At 57.2% G+C, this 18,341-nt stretch carries 18 protein-coding genes; 9 read left to right on the forward strand and 9 right to left on the reverse strand.

Annotated features, from left to right (window positions below; all coding sequences use genetic code 11):
• The first annotated feature begins 171 nt into the window (after positions 1-171).
• The 5 genes from HMPREF0733_RS05330 (at position 172) to HMPREF0733_RS05350 (ending at position 4,970) form a co-directional block, all read left to right on the forward strand.
• A complete protein-coding gene (locus tag HMPREF0733_RS05330; RefSeq protein ID WP_013398359.1) occupies positions 172-1,008 on the forward strand; it encodes a YwqG family protein in 837 nt (278 codons plus the stop codon).
• Between the two features lie 227 nt (positions 1,009-1,235).
• A complete protein-coding gene (locus HMPREF0733_RS05335; protein WP_013398360.1) occupies positions 1,236-2,126 on the forward strand; it encodes a YwqG family protein in 891 nt (296 codons plus the stop codon).
• Positions 2,127-2,313: 187 nt separating this feature from the next.
• A complete protein-coding gene (locus tag HMPREF0733_RS05340; protein ID WP_013398361.1) occupies positions 2,314-3,792 on the forward strand; it encodes an O-acetylhomoserine aminocarboxypropyltransferase/cysteine synthase family protein in 1,479 nt (492 codons plus the stop codon).
• A complete protein-coding gene (locus tag HMPREF0733_RS05345; protein WP_013398362.1) occupies positions 3,792-4,295 on the forward strand; it encodes a CoA-binding protein in 504 nt (167 codons plus the stop codon). Before HMPREF0733_RS05340 ends, HMPREF0733_RS05345 begins: the two co-directional genes overlap by 1 nt.
• Positions 4,296-4,535: 240 nt before the next feature.
• Entirely contained in the window at positions 4,536-4,970 is a 435-nt protein-coding gene (locus HMPREF0733_RS05350; protein WP_013398364.1) for an SRPBCC domain-containing protein, read from the forward strand.
• A gap of 264 nt (positions 4,971-5,234) precedes the next feature.
• Here the strand turns inward: HMPREF0733_RS05350 and HMPREF0733_RS05355 are convergent, their stop codons facing one another.
• Entirely contained in the window at positions 5,235-6,035 is an 801-nt protein-coding gene (locus HMPREF0733_RS05355) for a trimeric intracellular cation channel family protein (protein WP_004006482.1), read from the reverse strand.
• Between the two features lie 187 nt (positions 6,036-6,222).
• On the opposite strand from HMPREF0733_RS05355, the gene HMPREF0733_RS05360 reads away from it, so the two are divergent.
• Together HMPREF0733_RS05360 and HMPREF0733_RS05365 are read left to right on the forward strand one after the other, a co-directional pair.
• Positions 6,223-6,840: a hypothetical protein gene (locus HMPREF0733_RS05360; RefSeq protein ID WP_013398365.1), complete on the forward strand. Its 618-nt coding sequence runs from the start codon at positions 6,223-6,225 to the stop codon at positions 6,838-6,840.
• Between the two features lie 278 nt (positions 6,841-7,118).
• Positions 7,119-8,354 carry a multidrug effflux MFS transporter gene (locus HMPREF0733_RS05365; protein WP_013398366.1) on the forward strand — a complete coding sequence of 412 codons (1,236 nt, stop codon included), beginning with the start codon at positions 7,119-7,121 and terminating at the stop codon, positions 8,352-8,354.
• Positions 8,355-8,395: 41 nt separating this feature from the next.
• On the opposite strand, the gene HMPREF0733_RS11160 is transcribed toward HMPREF0733_RS05365, so the two are convergent.
• From HMPREF0733_RS11160 to HMPREF0733_RS05380, 4 genes are all read right to left on the reverse strand, one after another.
• Positions 8,396-8,545, reverse strand: coding sequence for a hypothetical protein (locus HMPREF0733_RS11160; protein ID WP_013398367.1), 150 nt, complete (start codon positions 8,543-8,545; stop codon positions 8,396-8,398).
• 40 nt (positions 8,546-8,585) lie between these two features.
• Positions 8,586-9,029: a GNAT family N-acetyltransferase gene (locus HMPREF0733_RS05370; RefSeq protein ID WP_013398368.1), complete on the reverse strand. Its 444-nt coding sequence runs from the start codon at positions 9,027-9,029 to the stop codon at positions 8,586-8,588.
• A gap of 119 nt (positions 9,030-9,148) precedes the next feature.
• On the reverse strand, positions 9,149-9,679 hold the full coding sequence (gene ahpD / locus HMPREF0733_RS05375) for an alkylhydroperoxidase, AhpD family (protein ID WP_013398369.1): 531 nt from the start codon (positions 9,677-9,679) through the stop codon (positions 9,149-9,151).
• Entirely contained in the window at positions 9,679-10,260 is a 582-nt protein-coding gene (locus HMPREF0733_RS05380; RefSeq protein WP_004006488.1) for a peroxiredoxin, read from the reverse strand. Before HMPREF0733_RS05380 ends, ahpD begins: the two co-directional genes overlap by 1 nt.
• 244 nt (positions 10,261-10,504) lie before the next feature.
• Between HMPREF0733_RS05380 and HMPREF0733_RS05385 the strand changes: the two genes are divergently transcribed.
• Positions 10,505-11,089: a GNAT family N-acetyltransferase gene (locus HMPREF0733_RS05385; RefSeq protein ID WP_013398371.1), complete on the forward strand. Its 585-nt coding sequence runs from the start codon at positions 10,505-10,507 to the stop codon at positions 11,087-11,089.
• A 117-nt stretch (positions 11,090-11,206) separates the two neighbouring features.
• On the opposite strand, the gene HMPREF0733_RS05390 is transcribed toward HMPREF0733_RS05385, so the two are convergent.
• The 3 genes from HMPREF0733_RS05390 to HMPREF0733_RS05400 all read right to left on the reverse strand — a co-directional run bounded on the left by HMPREF0733_RS05390 (position 11,207) and on the right by HMPREF0733_RS05400 (position 14,028).
• Positions 11,207-12,544 carry a glycosyltransferase 87 family protein gene (locus HMPREF0733_RS05390; RefSeq protein WP_013398372.1) on the reverse strand — a complete coding sequence of 446 codons (1,338 nt, stop codon included), beginning with the start codon at positions 12,542-12,544 and terminating at the stop codon, positions 11,207-11,209.
• A 183-nt stretch (positions 12,545-12,727) separates the two neighbouring features.
• Positions 12,728-13,045, reverse strand: a complete 318-nt coding sequence (locus HMPREF0733_RS05395) for an acylphosphatase (protein WP_041321926.1) — start codon at positions 13,043-13,045, stop codon at positions 12,728-12,730.
• Between the two features lie 290 nt (positions 13,046-13,335).
• Positions 13,336-14,028 carry an SDR family oxidoreductase gene (locus HMPREF0733_RS05400; protein WP_041321670.1) on the reverse strand — a complete coding sequence of 231 codons (693 nt, stop codon included), beginning with the start codon at positions 14,026-14,028 and terminating at the stop codon, positions 13,336-13,338.
• Positions 14,029-14,264: 236 nt separating this feature from the next.
• Between HMPREF0733_RS05400 and HMPREF0733_RS05405 the strand changes: the two genes are divergently transcribed.
• Positions 14,265-16,016, forward strand: a complete 1,752-nt coding sequence (locus HMPREF0733_RS05405; protein ID WP_013398375.1) for an MFS transporter — start codon at positions 14,265-14,267, stop codon at positions 16,014-16,016.
• 176 nt (positions 16,017-16,192) lie between these two features.
• Here HMPREF0733_RS05405 and HMPREF0733_RS05410 read toward each other — a convergent pair whose 3' ends face one another.
• Entirely contained in the window at positions 16,193-18,337 is a 2,145-nt protein-coding gene (locus HMPREF0733_RS05410; RefSeq protein ID WP_041321929.1) for an AMP-binding protein, read from the reverse strand.
• Positions 18,338-18,341 lie beyond the last annotated feature (4 nt).

The raw sequence follows: 18,341 nt of genomic DNA on the forward strand, positions 1-18,341 counted from the left end.
CCCTGCCTGAATCCTTCATGGGTTCCGGGTGGGGGGCTGTTGTTACTGGTTCACATTGTGTAGTATGCGGATGCGTTCGTTTTTCACCCCACAACGATATTCAAGGCATACTATAAAAAAGTGTGTTCTCATGGTTAATACATGCCATTAACCACGCCTTGGAGGATGTCCATGAGCACTCTAGAAGAAAAAGCGCAGCATGTTGCCGATGCGCTCAATAAAGACCACGTCAAGCAGGCGGTACGCATCACGGCAACCGCCTCTAAGACCCCGCTGCCAAAGACCGCCTCAAAATTTGGGGGCATTCCTTATGTACCTATGGGTGCTTCGGCGCCGACAAACTCCAGTGGTCAGCCCTTGGGGATGATCGCGCAGATTAACTGTGCAGAGCTGCCGCCTAATGATATCTATCCAAAAACTGGCATGGTGCAATTCTGGATAGACCCTAAGGACGAGGCGTGGGGGTTCGATGCCGCGAAGCCTGCATCCCAGGAGAACTGGCGGGTTATCTACTACAAGAACGTGGGCAGGCCAGACCCGAACACGACTCTTCCTGCCGTGGAGCCCAAGGACAACTGGCCCGTTGAACCCACGCAGGCCGAGTTTGCGCTTTCGTTCGAGGTCATCGAGCAGGGTATTACCGGCGCCGCCAACTACTACTATGAAGATTTCGCGCGCGTGTGGAATAAGATGTACCCCGAATCGCAGCTTGAGAGCTACCAGGAGGCGCAGGGTGCCGCCCTCACGATCGAGGAAAACGACGAATTCTCGAAGATCGGCGGGTACCCCTACTTTGTGCAGAGCGACCCCCGATTCTTCAACGAGGCTCTGCAGGGGCATACCGTGAACCTGTTGACCATTGTTTCTGAGGTGGACTGGGCCGAGCCTCATGACGGTTCGCCTAAGCTCATGTGGTGCGGCGGAGGTGCGGCAAACTGGCTGATAACGCCCGAACAGCTGGCGGCGGGTGACTTCTCGAACGTAATTTTTGAGTGGTCGAGCAGCTAACCGACCCGTTTTGATTTTTATTCAGGGGGTGTGGTGTACTCAAGATACTTGATACGCCACACCCCCTGAATCTTTGGGATACCTAGAGTCATGCTCCGAATCATGCAGCGTACGGCCTCCTAAAAAATACACCGTTGAATGAGCGCACGAGTGACGAAGTTCTGCGCGCGGCACCGCAAAATGTGTTCTGATGGTTGTAGCACTGAACCAACCACCCGGAGGAACATATGAATACCACCGAGCAGAACGCAGCTAAAAACACCGAAGCGCAGGTGCGTCGAGTCCTTGACGTTATGAATAAGGGAAAACTCAAGCAGGCTATCAGGATTACGGCAACCCCATCGCAGCAGCCGTTGCCGAAGACCGCCTCCAAGTTCGGGGGAGTGCCGTACCTGCCTGCGGGAGAATCCGCGCCGACGAACGCATCCGGCCAGCCCTTGGGCATGATCGCGCAGATTAACTGTGCGCAGTTGCCGCAAAATAATATTTACCCGAAGAGCGGTATGCTTCAATTTTGGATTGACCCTCACGACGCCGTGTGGGGGTATGACTATAACAAGCCTGCGGTTCAAGAGAACTGGCGGGTGATCTACTATGAGAGCGTGGGTGAGCCGAACCCGGATGCGCCGCTGCCGGTTATTGACTGGGACACGATCGGTTGGCCTATCGAACCGGAGAGCGTGGAATTTGCGCTTTCGTTCAGCGTGGTCGAGCAGGGAGTTACCGGTACTGCGCACTACTATTATCCCGATTTTGCGCGAGTGTGGGATGAGCTGTATCCCGAGGATAAATTGCCCACGGGAGACGACGAGCAGGCGAGGATTCAGCGGGCAAACGCCGTTGAGGAGCTTACTCTCCCGTATGAGGAGAGTGATGAGTACTCTCGGATTGGCGGCTACCCCTATTTTATTCAGAATGACCCGCGGGATTTCGACGAGAACCTGCAGGGGCATACGGTGAACCTGCTGACCATTGTTTCTGAGGCGGACTGGGAGTCAGAGGAAGAAACCCCGGAACTCCTCTGGGGTGATGCGGGCTCCGCGAACTGGCTGATAACGCCCGAACAGCTGGCGGCGGGCGACTTCTCGAACGTGATCTTTGAGTGGTCGAGCTGCTAACCACGAAACATATATGCTGGTGACGCAATTGCTTGCATGTTCTAATTCCCGTCATAATCCGACACAAACGACATAATGCTACGCGCACTTGGCGCATCCGGGGACCGTGGCACAGTATAGGGTTGAGTACCCTGTTCCTCGACCTTGGCGCATCATTCGGCTGCGCTAAGCCAACCAGGAGTCATGCATGGCTGAACATACTTTCGGATTCCGCACCCGCGCACTGCACGCGGGCGGCACCCCGGACGCTGAACACGGCGCCCGCGCGGTCCCTATCTACCAGACCACCTCGTTCGTTTTTAAAGACACCGACGATGCGGCCAACCTCTTCTCCCTGCAGAAATACGGCAACGTTTACTCGCGCCTATCGAACCCGACCGTTGCCGCGCTGGAAGAGCGCATCGCGTCCCTAGAGGGCGGTATTGGGGCGGTGGCGACCGCATCCGGCATGGCTGCCGAGTTCATCACCTTCGCCGCGCTCTGCCAGGCGGGTGACCACATTGTGGCGTCCTCCCAGCTGTACGGCGGAACAGTCACCCAGCTTGATGTCTCCCTGCGCCGATTCGGCATCGAAACCACTTTCGTGGAAGGCACCGACCCCGCAGACTACAAGGCGGCACTGACTGAGAACACCAAGGCAATCTACACGGAGGTTGTCGCCAACCCCTCCGGCGAGATCGCAGACCTTGAAGGGCTCGCCGCTGTAGCCCATGAGGCGGGAGTCCCCCTCGTCGTAGACGCTACCATCTCAACCCCGTACCTGATTCGCCCGCTGGAACACGGGGCTGACATCGTGATTCACTCCGCCACCAAATTCCTGGGCGGGCACGGAACCACCCTCGGCGGCGTGGTTGTTGAGAGCGGACGGTTCAATTGGGCGAACGGCAACTTCCCGCTCATGACCGAGCCGGTGCCTTCGTACAATAACGTTTCGTGGTGGGGAAACTTCGGCGAATACGGGTTCCTCACAAAACTGCGTTCCGAGCAGCTGCGCGACTTCGGCCCCGCACTCTCACCGCAGGCTGCGTTCAATCTGCTTCAGGGCGTCGAAACCCTCCCGCAGCGCATGGATGCGCACCTGGCCAACGCGAAAAAGGTCGTGGGCTGGCTGGTTGAGGATGCGCGCATCGCCTACGTAAACTACGCAGGCTTGCCGGGGCACGCGCACTACGAACGCGCGAAAAAACTGTTGCCGCTGGGCGTTGGGTCTGTGTTCTCCTTCGGGGTGAAGGGCACCGAGAAGGCGAGCGGCCGCGTGGTTGGCAGCGAGTTCATCAGCGCACTCGTGTTGGCATCGCATCTGGCGAATATTGGTGACTCGCGCACCCTGGTGCTGCATCCGGGTTCGACCACGCATCAGCAGCTTTCCAGCGAGCAGCTTGCCGCGGCGGGCGTGGGTGAAGACCTGATTCGTATTTCGGTTGGGCTTGAAGATGTTGAAGACATTATTTGGGACCTTGACCAGGCACTCACCCACGCGACTGGCCTGAACCACGCGGGTGAACGTGTGGGCGAATCCAGTGCTGATAAGCTCGTTGCGGCGCAAGAGGCTCTCGCCGCTGAAGAGGCTGACCCGCAGCAGGGTGCCGCCTGCGCGCTGCCGAAGAGCACCGCAGCTTCGGGCGCCTCAGAGCCCAAGGATGCACTCGCGAAGGAGGGCAACTAATGACTGAGAAACGTACCTGGGTAGGCCCGAGTGCCCCCGAGCGGCTGAACATTCTGCGCAATACCCGCACTATTGCGATTGTGGGGATGAGCGATAAGATTTCGCGCGCCTCAAACTTTGTGGCAACCTACCTGCTGTCTTCGTCGCCGTATACAGTGTATTTTGTGAACCCGATTCTTGCGGCGAAAGGCAAGACTGTGCTGGGACAGCCGGTGTACGCCTCGCTTCAGGACCTACCGGAAGTGCCCGATCTTGTCGAGATTTTCCGCCGCAATGAAGACCTCCCGGGTGTGGTTCAGGAGGCGGTTGATCTGGGTGCGAAGACCGTGTGGATGCAGCTGGGCTCGTGGAATGAGGAAGCTGCCGCTATCGGTGAGGCAGCTGGGCTGAATGTGGTCATGGATCGATGCGTGAAGATTGAGCATGCGCGATTCCACGGCGGCCTGCACCTTGCGGGCTTCAACACCGGTGTGATTTCCTCGAAACGCCAGGTCACGGCGTAGCGTATTTCGGGTCTGCGGCTGAAAGCTGAGTTCCGGGAGCGTTTTCTTCATTCGGGAGCAGTTTAACTGCTCCCGAATGAAGAAAACGCTCCCGGTTTTTGATAGTGTGAGCTTCCTGCTCCATAAGAGGCAGCAAAGGTGTGTATCTTCCCTCTGTCGTGAATGTCTGATGCCCTTGCAGCTCATCGTATACACTGGAATACATAGTAAACAGAATGTTTATTGTGTATAGGAGTGTTGATGATGAGCCGCAGCATCCGTGCCGAAATTACTATCCAGGCGGAACCACAACGTGTTTGGGATATCCTGACCCGGTTTGAAGAGTATCCCGCATGGAACCCCTTTATTATTCGGGCGCAAGGTGTGCCGCGTACTGGAGAACGCCTTACACTCACGATGAAACCGGGCAAGCGCCCTATGACCTTCCGCCCTACCGTGCTGGAAGCATCCGAAAATCAGACTCTTGAGTGGCTGGGGCGCCTTGGAATCCCGGGAATTTTTGACGGTCAGCACCGCTTTGAACTGAACCCTTTGCCCGGCGGCGGTACTCACCTGATACAGTCCGAAATCTTCAGTGGTCTGCTTGTGCCCCTCATGCCTAAACTTCTTGACAATACCCAAGAAAGTTTTCGCCGTCTGAATGAGGCGCTTGCGCATCGAGTCGAAGAAAATTAATCGTCAGAAACACAAAATTATATATTTATATTGTTTCCACCCGAAAATCTAAATCGGGTTAACCACTTGACAGCTTAAAACCCTACCCTTAGGGATAGGTTTACGGGTATGCTAATACGAGTGCCTTGCGACAGGGGGCTTTCGCGGCGGTCGCAGGGTACTTTTGTGGCGGTGGGGTGCTTGGCACACATGAGCATCCCGCCGCCTTTATCGTTTCTTTCCGAACAGCGTTGAGGAACCTCTCAGGGCGAAGTAGCAGACCCGTTACTTACCGCGTTGCTCCCGTTCACGATGCAGCTGATCGCGGTACGCCTGAATCTGGTCCTCTGTAATCACATCCAGCTGATTTGTGAGCGGCGTGCCCGGTGCCCAGCCTTCGTTCTCAAGATGTTCGTGGTCGCGACGGAATACATCCAGCAGGCGCGGGCGCTGAACCTTCAGCGTGGTGGGCATCGGCAGTCGCCAGTCGCGCCACCGCGCCACAATACCCAACACCGTGCAGGTGAGCACAGACATAGCGATCGCCACATGAGGGCGTTCCAGCATCCTGAAACAAATTGCCGTTTCGGCGGCGCCCACGAACGCCACCGTGGCGTAGAGCGAGTTCCCGCCGAAGATAGCGGGGATGCGGTTCACCATAATATCGCGGATCACCCCGCCGCCAACCGCCGTTGTCACCCCCAGCGCGATTGCTGGGAGCCAGTGCAGCCCCAGGGTAAGAGATTTGATGGTGCCGGTAGCCGCCCAACAGCCCATGCCCAGAAAGTCTACGACCACAAGGGCGCGGGTGGCCCAGTTTGAGCTCAGATCCAGCACATACGCCAACGCCGCCGAGGTAATAGCGCCTACCCAGTACCAGCCGTCGGTAAGCGCTATTGGAAGCCCCACATTCAGCAGGATGTCACGAATCATGCCGCCGCCCATGCTGCAGACGACCGCCAGTAGCAAGAAGCCCACCATGTCGAACCGCAGGGCGCGCGCCACTGCTCCGCCGAGCAGGCCATTAGCCACTACGGCTGCAATATCTACGATTCGGAACAGCGTCTCGGGCTCGATATTGAACACGGTCGGCCTCCTTTCGACGGCTCAGGAGTAGAGGAGTGCGGCCCGCAGTTTTAGGCGCAACGTCTGCTATCTTACCGCGTGTGCTGCCGCTACGATACCCGCAGGTTTGTGGCGTGCCGCATACGCCATATCTGTGCGAGACAATGGAAGAAAGTAAACGCAGGTTGAAAGTGCTGAGAGGAACGCAATGGCGGTTTCACGTGAGCAGGTTTTTGAGGTTCTTCAGCGGGTGCATCAGGCACTAGAGCATGGTCTGCCTGGCTGGTCGGTGCGCCCAAATATTACGGGAACCGGCGCGGTGGGGCTGTATCTTGACGGCCCCGAGCTGCCGCTGATGGGCGTGAATCTGGCGGGCGAGCCCGTGGCACGGCATCTGTGCGGAACGGTTCAGAGTGCCGACCGTGGGCTTCCCGGCAAGCTGGATCAGGTGCGGTATCAGTATATTTTGGGTGTGAGCGTGACCGAGCGTGACGAGGAATATCCCGAATTACCCGACCTGCCCAAGACGGGGGAGCCCAGCTGGGTTGATGCTCTGCGGGTGTTGGATCAGCAGGTTCTCGCTGAACGCCGGGATGAATTTTTCATTAGCCGCGGTGGTTATGTGCCTGGTCGTCGGGCTTTGGGGAAACGCCGGGTGGCGCTGCGGCGCGAGTTCTTTCCCGGCAAATCCTGGCTGGGTCTGGGCACGATTGACTGGTGCGCGGGCCTGCGTTCCACTCCTGTCTACGCCGGTGAGCTGGATGCGCTCGCCGCCGCCGCGGTGCGCCTCGCCTCCACCTGGGATGCGGCGCTCCGGTCGGTCTAAAATTCAACTGACATGAGGTTTTATGCGTGACGTGCTCACGTTATACATAAGATTCACGAGTTAGGCATATTACCTGCAGAAGGGGCAGTGGGCGAGTCATCAGCGCTCGGTGCCCACAGTTTTCACCTGTGCGGATAAACCCCCCAAAGCGCCCTTAGATCCTCGGGAAGAGGGGAGTAGAATCAAAGAGGTGCCTCTCACAGGTTCTTTCTCGATGTTCAGGGGATCTCTGACAGCAAGCAAACATCACACAGACACAACCAAGAATTCAGGTTTTCGTGACAACGCATTCACAGGGTGCGGTGGAGAATCCGCGCCGCATGCTTTTTCTCTACACAACACTCAGCGCCCTCATGGCCTGCTCGGCTATCTCGACCGACCTTTACCTGCCGGGCCTGCCGAGCATCGAATCGCAGATGGGCGGCAATATCGAGCTGACGATTACGGGATTCCTCATCGGATTTGCGATTGCGCAGCTGATTTGGGGGCCTGTCAGCGACCGCATCGGGCGCAAAATTCCGCTGATGCTGGGCATGGCAATCTTTGCCGTCGGTTCTGCCGGATGCGCGCTCGCCTCAACCACAACCGAACTGGTTCTGTGGCGCCTGGTGCAGGCGGTCGGTGCGTGTGTGGGTCCTATGCTAGCGCGCGCTATCGTGCGTGACAGGTACCAGGGCGTGCGTGCGGCACAGGTACTTTCTACTCTTGTGCTTATTATGGCGATTGCGCCGATTGCCGGGCCGCTTCTTGGTGGGTTCCTGGTGGTTTCCGGCGGGTGGCGGCTGACTTTCTGGGCTATTGTGACCATCAGCGCCATTATTCTGCTTTTGGTCTTTTTCCTGCCCGAGAGTCTGCCTGAGAATAAGCGTGAAAGCAGTACGGTACTTGCGGCGTTTAGAAGTTATCCGCTTCTGCTGCGCCGCCGCACTTTTATGAGGTACGTGCTGTGCGTGTGTTTCTTTTACGTGGCGATTTACGCTTTTATCACAGCATCGTCGAGCGTGTATATCACGAGGTTCGGGGTTGATCCGCGCTATTACGGTCTGCTTTTCGGCGTGAATATTATCGGGGTGATGGTGCTCAGCAGTTTCAATCGACGATTTGTGCAGCGCTATAGTCTAGATTTTCTGCTGCGTATTTCGACTGCGGTTGCCGGGGCGGCTTCTATACTCGCCGTGATAACTGTTGCTGCGGATGTGGGCGGCCTGTGGGGCGTGGCGATTCCGGTGTTCCTGGTGTTCAGTATGAACGGCATTGTTGCCGCCTGCACGAACGCCGCCGCCCTAAATTCTGTGGAACCTGCCATCGCCGGTTCCGCTGCGGCACTCCTAGGGTCGTTCCAATATGGAAGCGGTATTATTTCCTCGCTCCTGCTCGCGGTAATTCCGGGGGAGAGGACGATTCTGATGGTCTCTATTATCTGTGCGTTCGTCCTGCTCTCGGCGGTGATGGGCTTCCCGAAAACGCCCGAAGAAAAGCCCAAGGAACAGCCTCAGAGGCAGGAAGTGGCTTAGAATTTATTGTCCTAGTTCGAGCCGTGAATCATTCTAACGAGTTAATGTGTTCCCGTTGCCGCTTTGAGCATTGCCAAAGCAGACTGCCGAGCTTCTTCCCCGGTGAGTAGAGTGTTAGGAGCAGGAGTAAATTCTCCCCTTTCGGCTGCCTCCGCCATTTCTTCAAAATATTTGTCGTTGTATGCAGTCATAGGTCTCAGCCCCTTCCCGTTCTATGGTGTGTTCCAGTGTCTAAAATACATACTTCGCGAGGGTTACGCATCCGTTATCCTGCACCGGAGTGAAGCCGAAGCGCCGATAGAGCTCGATGACGGGTGTGTCCACAATATCTGTAGTGATGAACCTCTGGCGAATGCTCTCCCGGTCAAAATCGGCGAGGATCTTTCCCAGTAGAGCCGAGCCGATGCCGTGGTGCTGAGCCTGCGGGTGCACCAGTAGATCCTGGATATACGCAATGGTTTGTCCATCACCCACCGCACGTACCAGGCCGATAAGCCGCTCGGCTCCTTCCGCCGTGTTCTCACGCGCTACATAGAGGTACCGCGACCCAGCCAGCATAGGGGCCAATCGCTCGGGCGTGCGAGTGTAGGCGCTCCAGCCCACCGCATCATACAGTTCAACGAGTTCTTCGGTGCTTGGTAGGGAATTCTTGGCGTTCAAAATACTGTACTGCATACCCGTATTATCCTATGCCCCATACGAAGAAGAGCCTGATAGTGAAAAGCGGAATTTCCAACGCTTATTCACTATCAGGCTCTTCTTGCGCGAGATTACGCGGGGGCGAGGCTGTGTGCTTAGCCCAGTGCTTCAGCCAGCTGAATACCCTGTGCCACGCCGCCCATGGTTGCCGCAATGCGGATCAGGTCATTAACCTGCTCCTTGGAAGCACCCTCCTCGCGGATGGTGTGCTCGTGGGCAGCCACGCAGTGCGAACAACCGTTCACGGCAGAAACTGCGAGCGCCAGCATCTCAAAGTCGAGCTTGTCGATACCGCCGTTTTTGCCGATGATCTGCATGCGTAGGTTTGCGCGCTGATCGTCGTAGGCGCCGTCGAGGAAGCCGCGGGTGCGGTAGAAGATGTTGTTCATCCCCATGATGGTTGCCGCGCCGAGTGCCGCATCGAAGGCGGTTTCGCTCAGGTGCTCTTTCGCTTCTGCTGCGATCTCAACGATAACGGAATCAACCTTGGTTGCCGCCGCAGTGGCCAGGATTGCGCCCCAGAGCTGCTGCTCGGTGAGCGAGGTGATGCGCGGCAGCGAAGACAGATTCAGGTTCATGTCCTTCGCGTAGGAAGGCAGCGCGTTACGCAGGTTCTCAATGCTCATTACTTCATCTCCTTGAAGGCGTCGATGGTTTCTGCACCCTTCTTCCAGTTGCAAGCGCACAGTTCGTCGGACTGGAGCGCATCCAGCTGGCGGAGCACTTCGTCGGTGTTGCGGCCGACTGAATCTGCGGTAATAGATACCGACTGGATGGTGTTGTGCGGGTCGATGATGAAGGTTGCGCGGTCTGCCACGCCGTCCTTGTTGAGGACGCCCAGGGCGCTGGTGAGCTCGCGCTTGAGGTCGGATGCCATGACGATGGGCAGATCTACGAGCTCTTCGTGGGAGCGGCGCCATGCGTAGTGGGTGTATTCGTTATCCACGGATACGCCGATAACCTGGCAGTCGCGTGCCTCGAATTCGTCAGCGAGCTTGCCGAATGCGGCGATTTCGGTGGGGCAGACGAAGGTGAAGTCCTTGGGCCAGAAGAATACGACGCGCCAGGTGTCTTCGTCCAGACCCTCGGAGGAAACGGTGGTGAAGTAATCTTCGGGCTTGTTTGCCTCAATCTCGGCGAGCTTGCCGGGAACAACGCCGGTCAGCTCGTAGGCGGGGAACTGGTCGCCAATAGTTAGCACAGCCATAGTGTTCTTCTTTCCTGATCTAGGTGGGTGCCTCAAGGCTGGCTCGTGTGTGACTTCAGCGGCCTTGAGGCATTCTTCTGTTCTCCTCACAAGAGGAATCCTATCCATTTTAATATGAGTAATTCATAATAATCAACCGTCCGTCGGTATGTTACAAGTGTTTTGAGACACACAATATGGCGATTGGGGAATTGCAGGCACAGCACGCCTCACAAAACAGCGCAGAAACTGGTAATGTCATGTCATGAGAATTCCGGAACTCATCACCGAAAAGTTTACCCTCAGGTCACTGCGCGAATCCGACCTTGACGAACTGGTTCATATCTGCACAGACCCCGAAACCGTGCGATGGACCACTATCCCCCTGAACTATACGCGCGACGATGCGCGAACCTTCCTCAACTTCACCCAGCGTGCCGCAGCAGCCGGGCGTGAACTCACCTGGGTCATTGACTACAGCGGGGTGCTCGCAGGGGTTGTTACCCTGCGCCTGCCCGGAGGCTCCGCAAACGCGCCCGGAACACACGCAGACTTAGGGTTTTATACGGCTCCCCAGATGCGCGGGCGCGGCATCATGACGGATGCTGTACGCACAGTCCTCGGCTTTGGCTTTGACCCGCTCGGGTTTGCCCTAGACACCATCGGATGGACGGCGTTGGCGGGGAACACGGCATCCGAACGGGTGGCGGTGAAGGCCGGATTCACGAATATTATCAACGGGATTAGCACCAGCGCGGCCCGTCCCGATAAGTACGGCAATCGGGTGGCTGTCGCCGTGCGGCAGGCGATGATGACACGCGCCCAATTTGCCGAGATCTGGCGTGATTAAGGCGTTTGCGTGTGCATCCTGGCTTCTCGCTTTTGCGCCGCTCTCGCCGCGTAAAAAGGCTCTTGATGTGAATAAAGCGTTGGAAATCCCGCTTTATTCGCATTAAGAGCCTTCTGATTACTGCATATTTTCAGCAGGGCGGTGTAGGAGTGCCGCCCACAGCACAACCAGTACCACGAGCGCCAACGCCGGAATTGAGGTCACAAATATAACCGGCTGCTCATCCGCCGCCCGCAGAAGCAGGGTATGCGCATCCACCCCTGGATACCTTCCGGTAAACGGGTAAAAATCGACACGCCGCCAGAAGCGCACCACGAGCTTTCCCCAGTCCAGAAGCGTATTAACCAGCATGAGAGAACTCAGCGCATAGCACAGATAACACAGGATGCGCCCCGCACGAGAACGCCACCGTGCCACCAGCGGCAAGAAATCGACCGCCGCGCACACCATAAAAATCGGCAGAATCACGGCGTGATGGAACCAGCTGATCGGCGAGATAAACACCGGCACAAGAACCGCCAACGAGATCTGCGATAGATAGAGGTTGTGCTGCTCCATCTTCCACAAGGCGTACCCTATCACCGCAATGAGCGCGATTGCCGTGATCCCGTACAGACCCTTCAGCACGGTACCATCCTGAAAGGTCATGCGCCCTAAAATACCCTGAATCGCCACGCTATTGCTCGATATTGGGTTGCCCACGCGTGACGGATCCCAGATGACGCTGCCCCAATAGGTGAGAGACTGCTGCGGAAGCACAGCAAATCCCGCTGCAATGGTTCCCGCAAACGAAACTCCCAGTGCAATAATGGATTTCCACTCTTTACGCACTAGAAAAAGAATTCCTATGGCGAGCGGAGTAAGTTTAATGCCCGCAGCAATACCGATAAAAACGCCGCGCGGAATCCTGGTACCTGGCCGTAGAAGATCGTAGAGAATAAGCGCCAATAGATACGGATTTATTTGACCGTACAAGACATTATTGCGCCACGGTGCCGAAAGTAATATAAGCGCAGCACACAAAACAATAAAGGAAAAAGGCGAAAGATATTTCTCAAAAAGAAGCCGAGAATTGCGCTTTACCAGATAATCACGCAGAACCTTGGCGCAATAGAAGGCAATGGGCACGAAAAATGCCAGATGAAGACCGATTGCTACCCGCAGGGGCAAAAACGATGCGGGAATAAAGAGGAGCGAGGCAAACGGCGGGTACGTAAACGCAAGCCACAGGTCGCTGTCGCCGAAAATATATCTAAAGTTTTCTGCCCGCACAGTTTCACGAAGAATGTCGAGATCATAGAGGCTGCTGGGGTAATCAAGAAACCAGTTAACGCTTTTACCCCCGGCATAATAGACCAGATAATCATATGCCAAAAATTCGCGCAGGTTATAAACAATAACTCCGGCTAAGAAAAGGATGCAGGCACCGGTTATGCCCCAGCGATAGCGTGTCATCAAAGACCTTCATGAAATACGTGAATGATATGAGTGAGTAAACTATTATTCCACGTTACCGGGCATTTGGGGCATACTCGGGGTGCATCGGGATCATAAAAAGACTCTTTATGTGAATAAAGAGGCGTTTCAGACGCTTTATTCACATAAAGAGCCTTTTTAGCAGGGCGGCAGGGGAGTGTGCTACCGGGTCCCGAACCCTTTGAACGTGCCCTGCGGTTCGGTGAAAGACGCATCCACAAAGTCCACATGCCCGGCGGTATCACCCGAATTAAGGGTCTCCAGCAGGCGCTCGCAGGATGCGCGGCTTCCCTGCGCGATCACCTTCACTCGACCGTCATCCAGGTTTTCGGCGTATCCGCTCAACTCCAGCGGCTTGGCGGCCCCGGCACACCACCATCGGAACCCCACACCCTGAACCCTGCCTTGAACGTAGGCGGTAAGCTGCGCCTCGGCGGGCTCTTCCGGGGTTTTGTCGGCGAAGAGATCGAAGAATCCCACGGGAACCTCCTGCAGTTGCTCTAAAAATACCTGGTATTTTAGGATACCGAGCGATGCGGCACCAACGGAATAGCCGCCCCGGAACTCGTCGCGAGATAATACCCGCACGCTGCGAGGGCAAACCTGACATGACAAGAGCGCGACCGCGCGCAGGAACGGGGACAAGTACCAGACATCCCGCACCCCGGTGCGCGAACCAACCTTGCGCGAAAGAAAAACACGCCCCGAACCCGTGAAGAGGCTCGGGGCGCATCCGTAATCTCAGCCGGGGCGGGTGCATCCGGCAAACCCTAGCGCAGCTGTGAACTTGACGGTGCCTGAGCGAGAGCCTGCCGAATCTCGGTATCGCCGCCGGTGAAGGGGATGCCCTTGCCGATCGTGCTGGAATCATCGACTACCTCAGTGAGCACCCGCGCCACGGTGGCACGCGGGGTATGGGAGCTCAAATCGGAATGATACACCGGATCGACCCCTACGCTAATACCGCCCTCATCCTCGGTCGTGAGCATGCCGGGACCTAGAATCGTGTACTCCAACCGGGTGCCGCGAAGATGCTGGTCGGCCTCCGCCTTAGCCTCCGCATATGCGAAGAACGGGTTATCTGCGGGTACCCCGTGCTCGGTTCCGGCCCCCAAATACGAGACCATAATGTACCGTCGAAGACCTGCCTGCTGTGCCGCCTCCATAGAGCGAATCGCGGCGTCACGGTCAATCGCATAGGTGCGTTCAGGGCCACCTACACCGCCCGCACCTGCAGACCACACCAGCACTTCTGTATGTAAATCCTTGAAGAGCTGCGCCATCTCCTCGGTGCTCAGGGCGGTAATATCGGCAACCACAGGGTTAGCGCCGGTCGCCATAATATCTGCCGACTGATCTTCACTACGAATAATAGCGTTCACCGTATGTCCGCGTTCACGAAGCATCGGTTCTGCCAGAAGAGCAACCTTGCCGTGCCCGCCAATGATCGTAACGTTAGCCATCGTATCCTCCTGTGTGTTGAAAAATACTTGTATATCCAGGCTAGGCTTGCTGTGCCGCAATGTCTATGGTTTTTCTGTGCTTCCTGAGAACATCAGGAACCCGCGTTCCCTGTGCTGATACGCTCTAACAGCACCGCATGATGAGAATTCTCGTGCGGGGCTCAAGACGGCGTTATGATGAAGTGCTAGGTTTTTATTGCCCGGCGGTACCGCCGAGAAGACAAGGCAGGGAATTTATGGCAGAGCCAGCCGCATCAAAGACGCACCGCAGCGCACCATCAATGGAGCAAACCGCCGAGAAGCCGTGGGTTGCCATGTGGTCACTCGTGATCGGGTTCTTTATGATCCTGCTCGATACCACTATCGTCACCGTGGCGCTGCCCCATATGCAGCATGAGCTCAACGCCTCGCTCTCCGCCGTGATCTGGGTGACCAGCGCCTACCTGCTCTCCTATGCGGTGCCGCTGCTGATTACCGGTCGCCTGGGCGATAGGTTTGGGCAGAAGCAGATGTACCTGCTCGGTATGGTAGTCTTTACCCTCTCTTCGCTGTGGTGCGGTCTTTCGCCCAATGTGGAGATGCTGATCGTTGCGCGCGTGGTGCAGGGGATAGGCGCCTCGATTATGACCCCGCAAACCATGTCCATTATTACGCTCATGTTCCCGCCGCATAAACGCGGGGTGGCAATGAGCGTGTGGGGCGCGGCGGCCGGTATCGCATCGCTCGTGGGCCCTATCGCTGGCGGTCTGCTCGTGGATGGTCCAGGCTGGACGTGGATCTTCTTCATCAATATCCCTATCGGCGTGATCGGCACCTATCTGGCGGTACGGAATATCCCGCATTTCCCCTCCAAACAGCACAACTTCGACTGGCTGGGCGTGGCTCTCTCCGCTATCGGCCTGTTCCTGATGGTCTTCGGTATTCAGGAGGGATCCACCTACGACTGGGGTACTATCACCGATTCACTGTGGGGAACCGGAATCCCGGTAAGCGTATGGGGCATGATTATCGCGGGCATCATCGTGTTCACCCTCTTTATCGTGTGGCAGGCCGTTAACCGCAAAGAACCGTTGGTGCCGCTGGGGCTGTTTAAAGACCGCAACTTCTCGGTATCGAATATTGCTATCGCCGCAATGGGTGCACACACCCTCACAATGGCATTCCCCACCACCATCTATTTCCAGCAGGTGCGCGGTATGAGCCCCACCCAGGCAGCACTCATGACCGCCCCGCTCGCCCTGTTCTCGGGTGCGCTCTCTCCGGTCATTGGTAAGCGTTTAGGCACGTCAAACCCCAAATGGTATGCGGTCTCGGGGTTTGCCCTGCTGGTAGTCGGATTTGTTGTTCTGCGGGCTCTGATGACGGCGGATCAACCCCTCGCGCTTCTGCTCATACCCTTTGCGATCTTGGGTATCGGCAACTCTATGATTTGGGGTCCGCTAGCGGTGACCGCAACCCGCAACCTGCCGCCTCGTTTAGCCGGTGCCGGGTCGGGCGTGTATAACGAAACTCGTCAGGTTGCCGGTGTGCTCGGTTCGGCGGGTATCGCCACTCTCATGGGCGGTCTGATCGCCGACCAGATTGCGCAGACCATGCAGCGGATGCGCCCCTCAGGTGCCGGCGCAGGCGGAAGCGCCATGAACGCCCCCGCCGTCGGCGGCGAAGGAATGTCCGGCGGTCAGGTTCCCGACTTCCTGCGTGAACCTATCGCCACCGCGATGAACGATTCACTGATGCTGGCACTGGTTCTGGCAATCGTGGGTATGGTCGCGTGTCTCTTCTTCGCCAAGCCGGTGGATAAAGGTGCGTGGGCATCCGGGCAGAATGCCGCTGAGCCACAAACGGAAGTTGACTCGACACGGGACGGCTCACACTCTTCCGATGTCGATCCTGATGCGAAGGTGACCGCTTCCACCGACGCACGCCCCGCAGACGAGACGCAACCGATTTCTTCGGAAAAGGACGCAAAAAATCCTTCTAAGCCATAATTCCATTTGAGGAATATACTACTTGACTAGTGTATATAGCCAGTGCGGCATATAACCAGCAGGTTATATGCCGCACTGTAGTTTTAAGGATATTGGGGGCTACTTCCGTACAACGTTCGCGCTCGCAGGGAACCTTTCTATCAGATTCGGCGCGATACTGCTGCCGAGCGTAACCCTTATGCCGCCTGATCCTCGGTGAACGCATCTGGGTCTACTCGCCCGGTGTCTACGAGCACCTGTGCGATAGCGCCGAGCGCCTCCTCATTCTGAAGCGAAGAAATATCGCCCAGCTTATGCCCCTGGTAGAGCTCGCCCAGCAGACGGCGGGTAATCTTCCCTGAACGAGTCTTAGGAATATCGGCGACCGCGACCACATCCTTGGGCTTAGCGATAGGGCCAATATGTTCGCGCACATGCTGGGTGAGCACAGTTTTCAGCTCGTCTTCGGTGAGTGCCTGACCTTTGTCGGTGAGCGTCACATAGGCGACTGCCTGGTGGCCGGTTAGCTCGTCCTCCACGGGGCACACGCCAGCCTCCACCACGGCCGGGTGCGTCACGAGCGCAGACTCAATTTCGATGGTCGAAAGGCGGTGCCCGGAAATGTTGATCACATCGTCGATGCGCCCCAGGATGTACACGTTGCCCTCATCATCGACCTTCGCACCGTCACCGGCGAGGAACCAGCCGCGCGTACCGTAGTGCTTCCAATAGGAATTCAGGTAGCGTTGCGGGTCGCCCCAGACGGTGCGTGCCATGGAGGGGCCGATCTTATCGACCACAATGAAACCCTGTTTGCCGGGCTCAACGAGGTCACCGTGCTCGTCCACCACGCGCACCGAGACGCCCGGGACTTCGCGGGTGGCGCATCCGGGAAGGGGAGTGCAGTGCGGGGTGCCCTCGGGGAAGGTCCCCTCGGGCGCGAAGGCGGGGTCATGTGGTCGTGGGGAGCAGATGGTTGAGCCGGTTTCGGACTGCCACCATGTATCGATAAACGATGCGGTACCCCCACCCACGTGCTTGCGCAGCCACTTCCAGGCCTGAGGGTTAATGGACTCGCCCACAGATCCGAGCAGACGCACGGAAGAGAAATCGTATTTTCCGGGTTCGGGGCCGTCAGGGAACGCCCCCATGAGGGAACGAATCAGGGTGGGAGCGGTGTAATAATTGGTGACGCCGTAGCGTTCGATAACCTCGAAATGACGGCCGTAATGCGGAGTATTGGGGGTGCCCTCGAAAATAACCTCGGTAACCCCATTCACGAGTGGACCATAGATTTCGTAGGTGTGCGCGGTCACCCACGCGAGATCGGCGGTACACCAGTGCACAGTCGATTCAACCTTCGCCGGGTCGTTCACGGCAGACAGCTCATCGGGGCGCAGCACCCCGTCTTCATCCACATAGTCCGGCAGCAGATCGTACAGCAGCGCGTGGGTGTATGCGGTCTGCACTAAATACCCCGCCATTGTGTGCACCAGGCCCTTGGGTTTGCCCGTGGTGCCAGAGGTATAAATGATAAACAGCGGGTCCTCGGCATCGTGCAGCTCGTACTCATGGGTATCGGGCTGATCGTCTACCAGGTCGTGGTACCAAATATCGCGCCCGGTCGTCCAAGGAACCTGCGCGTGCGCCACGGGGTCTGCGGCGCTTGTACGGTCCACCACGATCACATGCTCGATATTATTCTCACCCGAGCAGGCTTCATCGGCGTTCACCTTCACGGGCACGACCTTGCCGCGGCGGTTCTGCCCGTCGGTGGTGATCAGAACTTTCGCGCCGGTGTCTTCCACCCGGAATTTCAGAGCCTCCGCCGAGAATCCACCAAATACGAGTGAGTGAATTGCGCCGATGCGCGCGCACGCAAGCGTGAAGATAATGGTTTCGGGAATAACCGGCAGGTAGATTACTACACGGTCGCCTTTACGCACGCCGAGTTTGAGCAGGCCGTTGGCGGCGCGGGCGATGCGTCGCTGCAGTTCAGCGTAGGTGATAGCTTCACGGTCGCCGGGTTCGCCCTCGAAATAGAGGGCTACTTTGTCGCCGCGGCCCGCATCCACGTGGCGGTCCACGCAGTTGTAGGCGACGTTGAGTTTGCCGCCCTCGAACCACTTAATCTCGGGTACGGAGTATTCTTCGATGCCCTCAGCATCGGTTCCGATGACCTGCGGTTTCTGGAAGGTATGCGCGTTGTCCCAAGTCTTGCCCCAGGTTAGGCGCTCGGCTTGTTTTTCCCAGAACGCTACCCGCGCCTCGTCAGATTCGTGCGCGGGGTTGGGGGTGGGTGCTAGAGGATTCGTGAATGAAAAAGGGGAGGGAAGTCCCACAGTA

It is taken from the genome of Rothia dentocariosa ATCC 17931 (genome assembly GCF_000164695.2).
Taxonomy (GTDB): Bacteria; Actinomycetota; Actinomycetes; order Actinomycetales; family Micrococcaceae; genus Rothia; species Rothia dentocariosa.

Excerpts from the sequence above, each read along its gene's own strand:
- HMPREF0733_RS05330 (WP_013398359.1), top strand. The coding sequence starts at position 172 with ATGAGCACTCTAGAAGAAAAAGCGCAGCATGTTGCCGATGCGCTCAAT.
- HMPREF0733_RS05335 (WP_013398360.1), top strand. The coding sequence starts at position 1,236 with ATGAATACCACCGAGCAGAACGCAGCTAAAAACACCGAAGCGCAGGTG.
- HMPREF0733_RS05340 (WP_013398361.1), top strand. The coding sequence starts at position 2,314 with ATGGCTGAACATACTTTCGGATTCCGCACCCGCGCACTGCACGCGGGC.
- HMPREF0733_RS05345 (WP_013398362.1), top strand. The coding sequence starts at position 3,792 with ATGACTGAGAAACGTACCTGGGTAGGCCCGAGTGCCCCCGAGCGGCTG.
- HMPREF0733_RS05350 (WP_013398364.1), top strand. The coding sequence starts at position 4,536 with ATGATGAGCCGCAGCATCCGTGCCGAAATTACTATCCAGGCGGAACCA.
- HMPREF0733_RS05360 (WP_013398365.1), top strand. The coding sequence starts at position 6,223 with ATGGCGGTTTCACGTGAGCAGGTTTTTGAGGTTCTTCAGCGGGTGCAT.
- HMPREF0733_RS11160 (WP_013398367.1), bottom strand. The coding sequence starts at position 8,545 with ATGACTGCATACAACGACAAATATTTTGAAGAAATGGCGGAGGCAGCC.
- HMPREF0733_RS05370 (WP_013398368.1), bottom strand. The coding sequence starts at position 9,029 with ATGCAGTACAGTATTTTGAACGCCAAGAATTCCCTACCAAGCACCGAA.
- ahpD (WP_013398369.1), bottom strand. The coding sequence starts at position 9,679 with ATGAGCATTGAGAACCTGCGTAACGCGCTGCCTTCCTACGCGAAGGAC.
- HMPREF0733_RS05380 (WP_004006488.1), bottom strand. The coding sequence starts at position 10,260 with ATGGCTGTGCTAACTATTGGCGACCAGTTCCCCGCCTACGAGCTGACC.
- HMPREF0733_RS05385 (WP_013398371.1), top strand. The coding sequence starts at position 10,505 with ATGAGAATTCCGGAACTCATCACCGAAAAGTTTACCCTCAGGTCACTG.
- HMPREF0733_RS05390 (WP_013398372.1), bottom strand. The coding sequence starts at position 12,544 with ATGACACGCTATCGCTGGGGCATAACCGGTGCCTGCATCCTTTTCTTA.
- HMPREF0733_RS05400 (WP_041321670.1), bottom strand. The coding sequence starts at position 14,028 with ATGGCTAACGTTACGATCATTGGCGGGCACGGCAAGGTTGCTCTTCTG.
- HMPREF0733_RS05405 (WP_013398375.1), top strand. The coding sequence starts at position 14,265 with ATGGCAGAGCCAGCCGCATCAAAGACGCACCGCAGCGCACCATCAATG.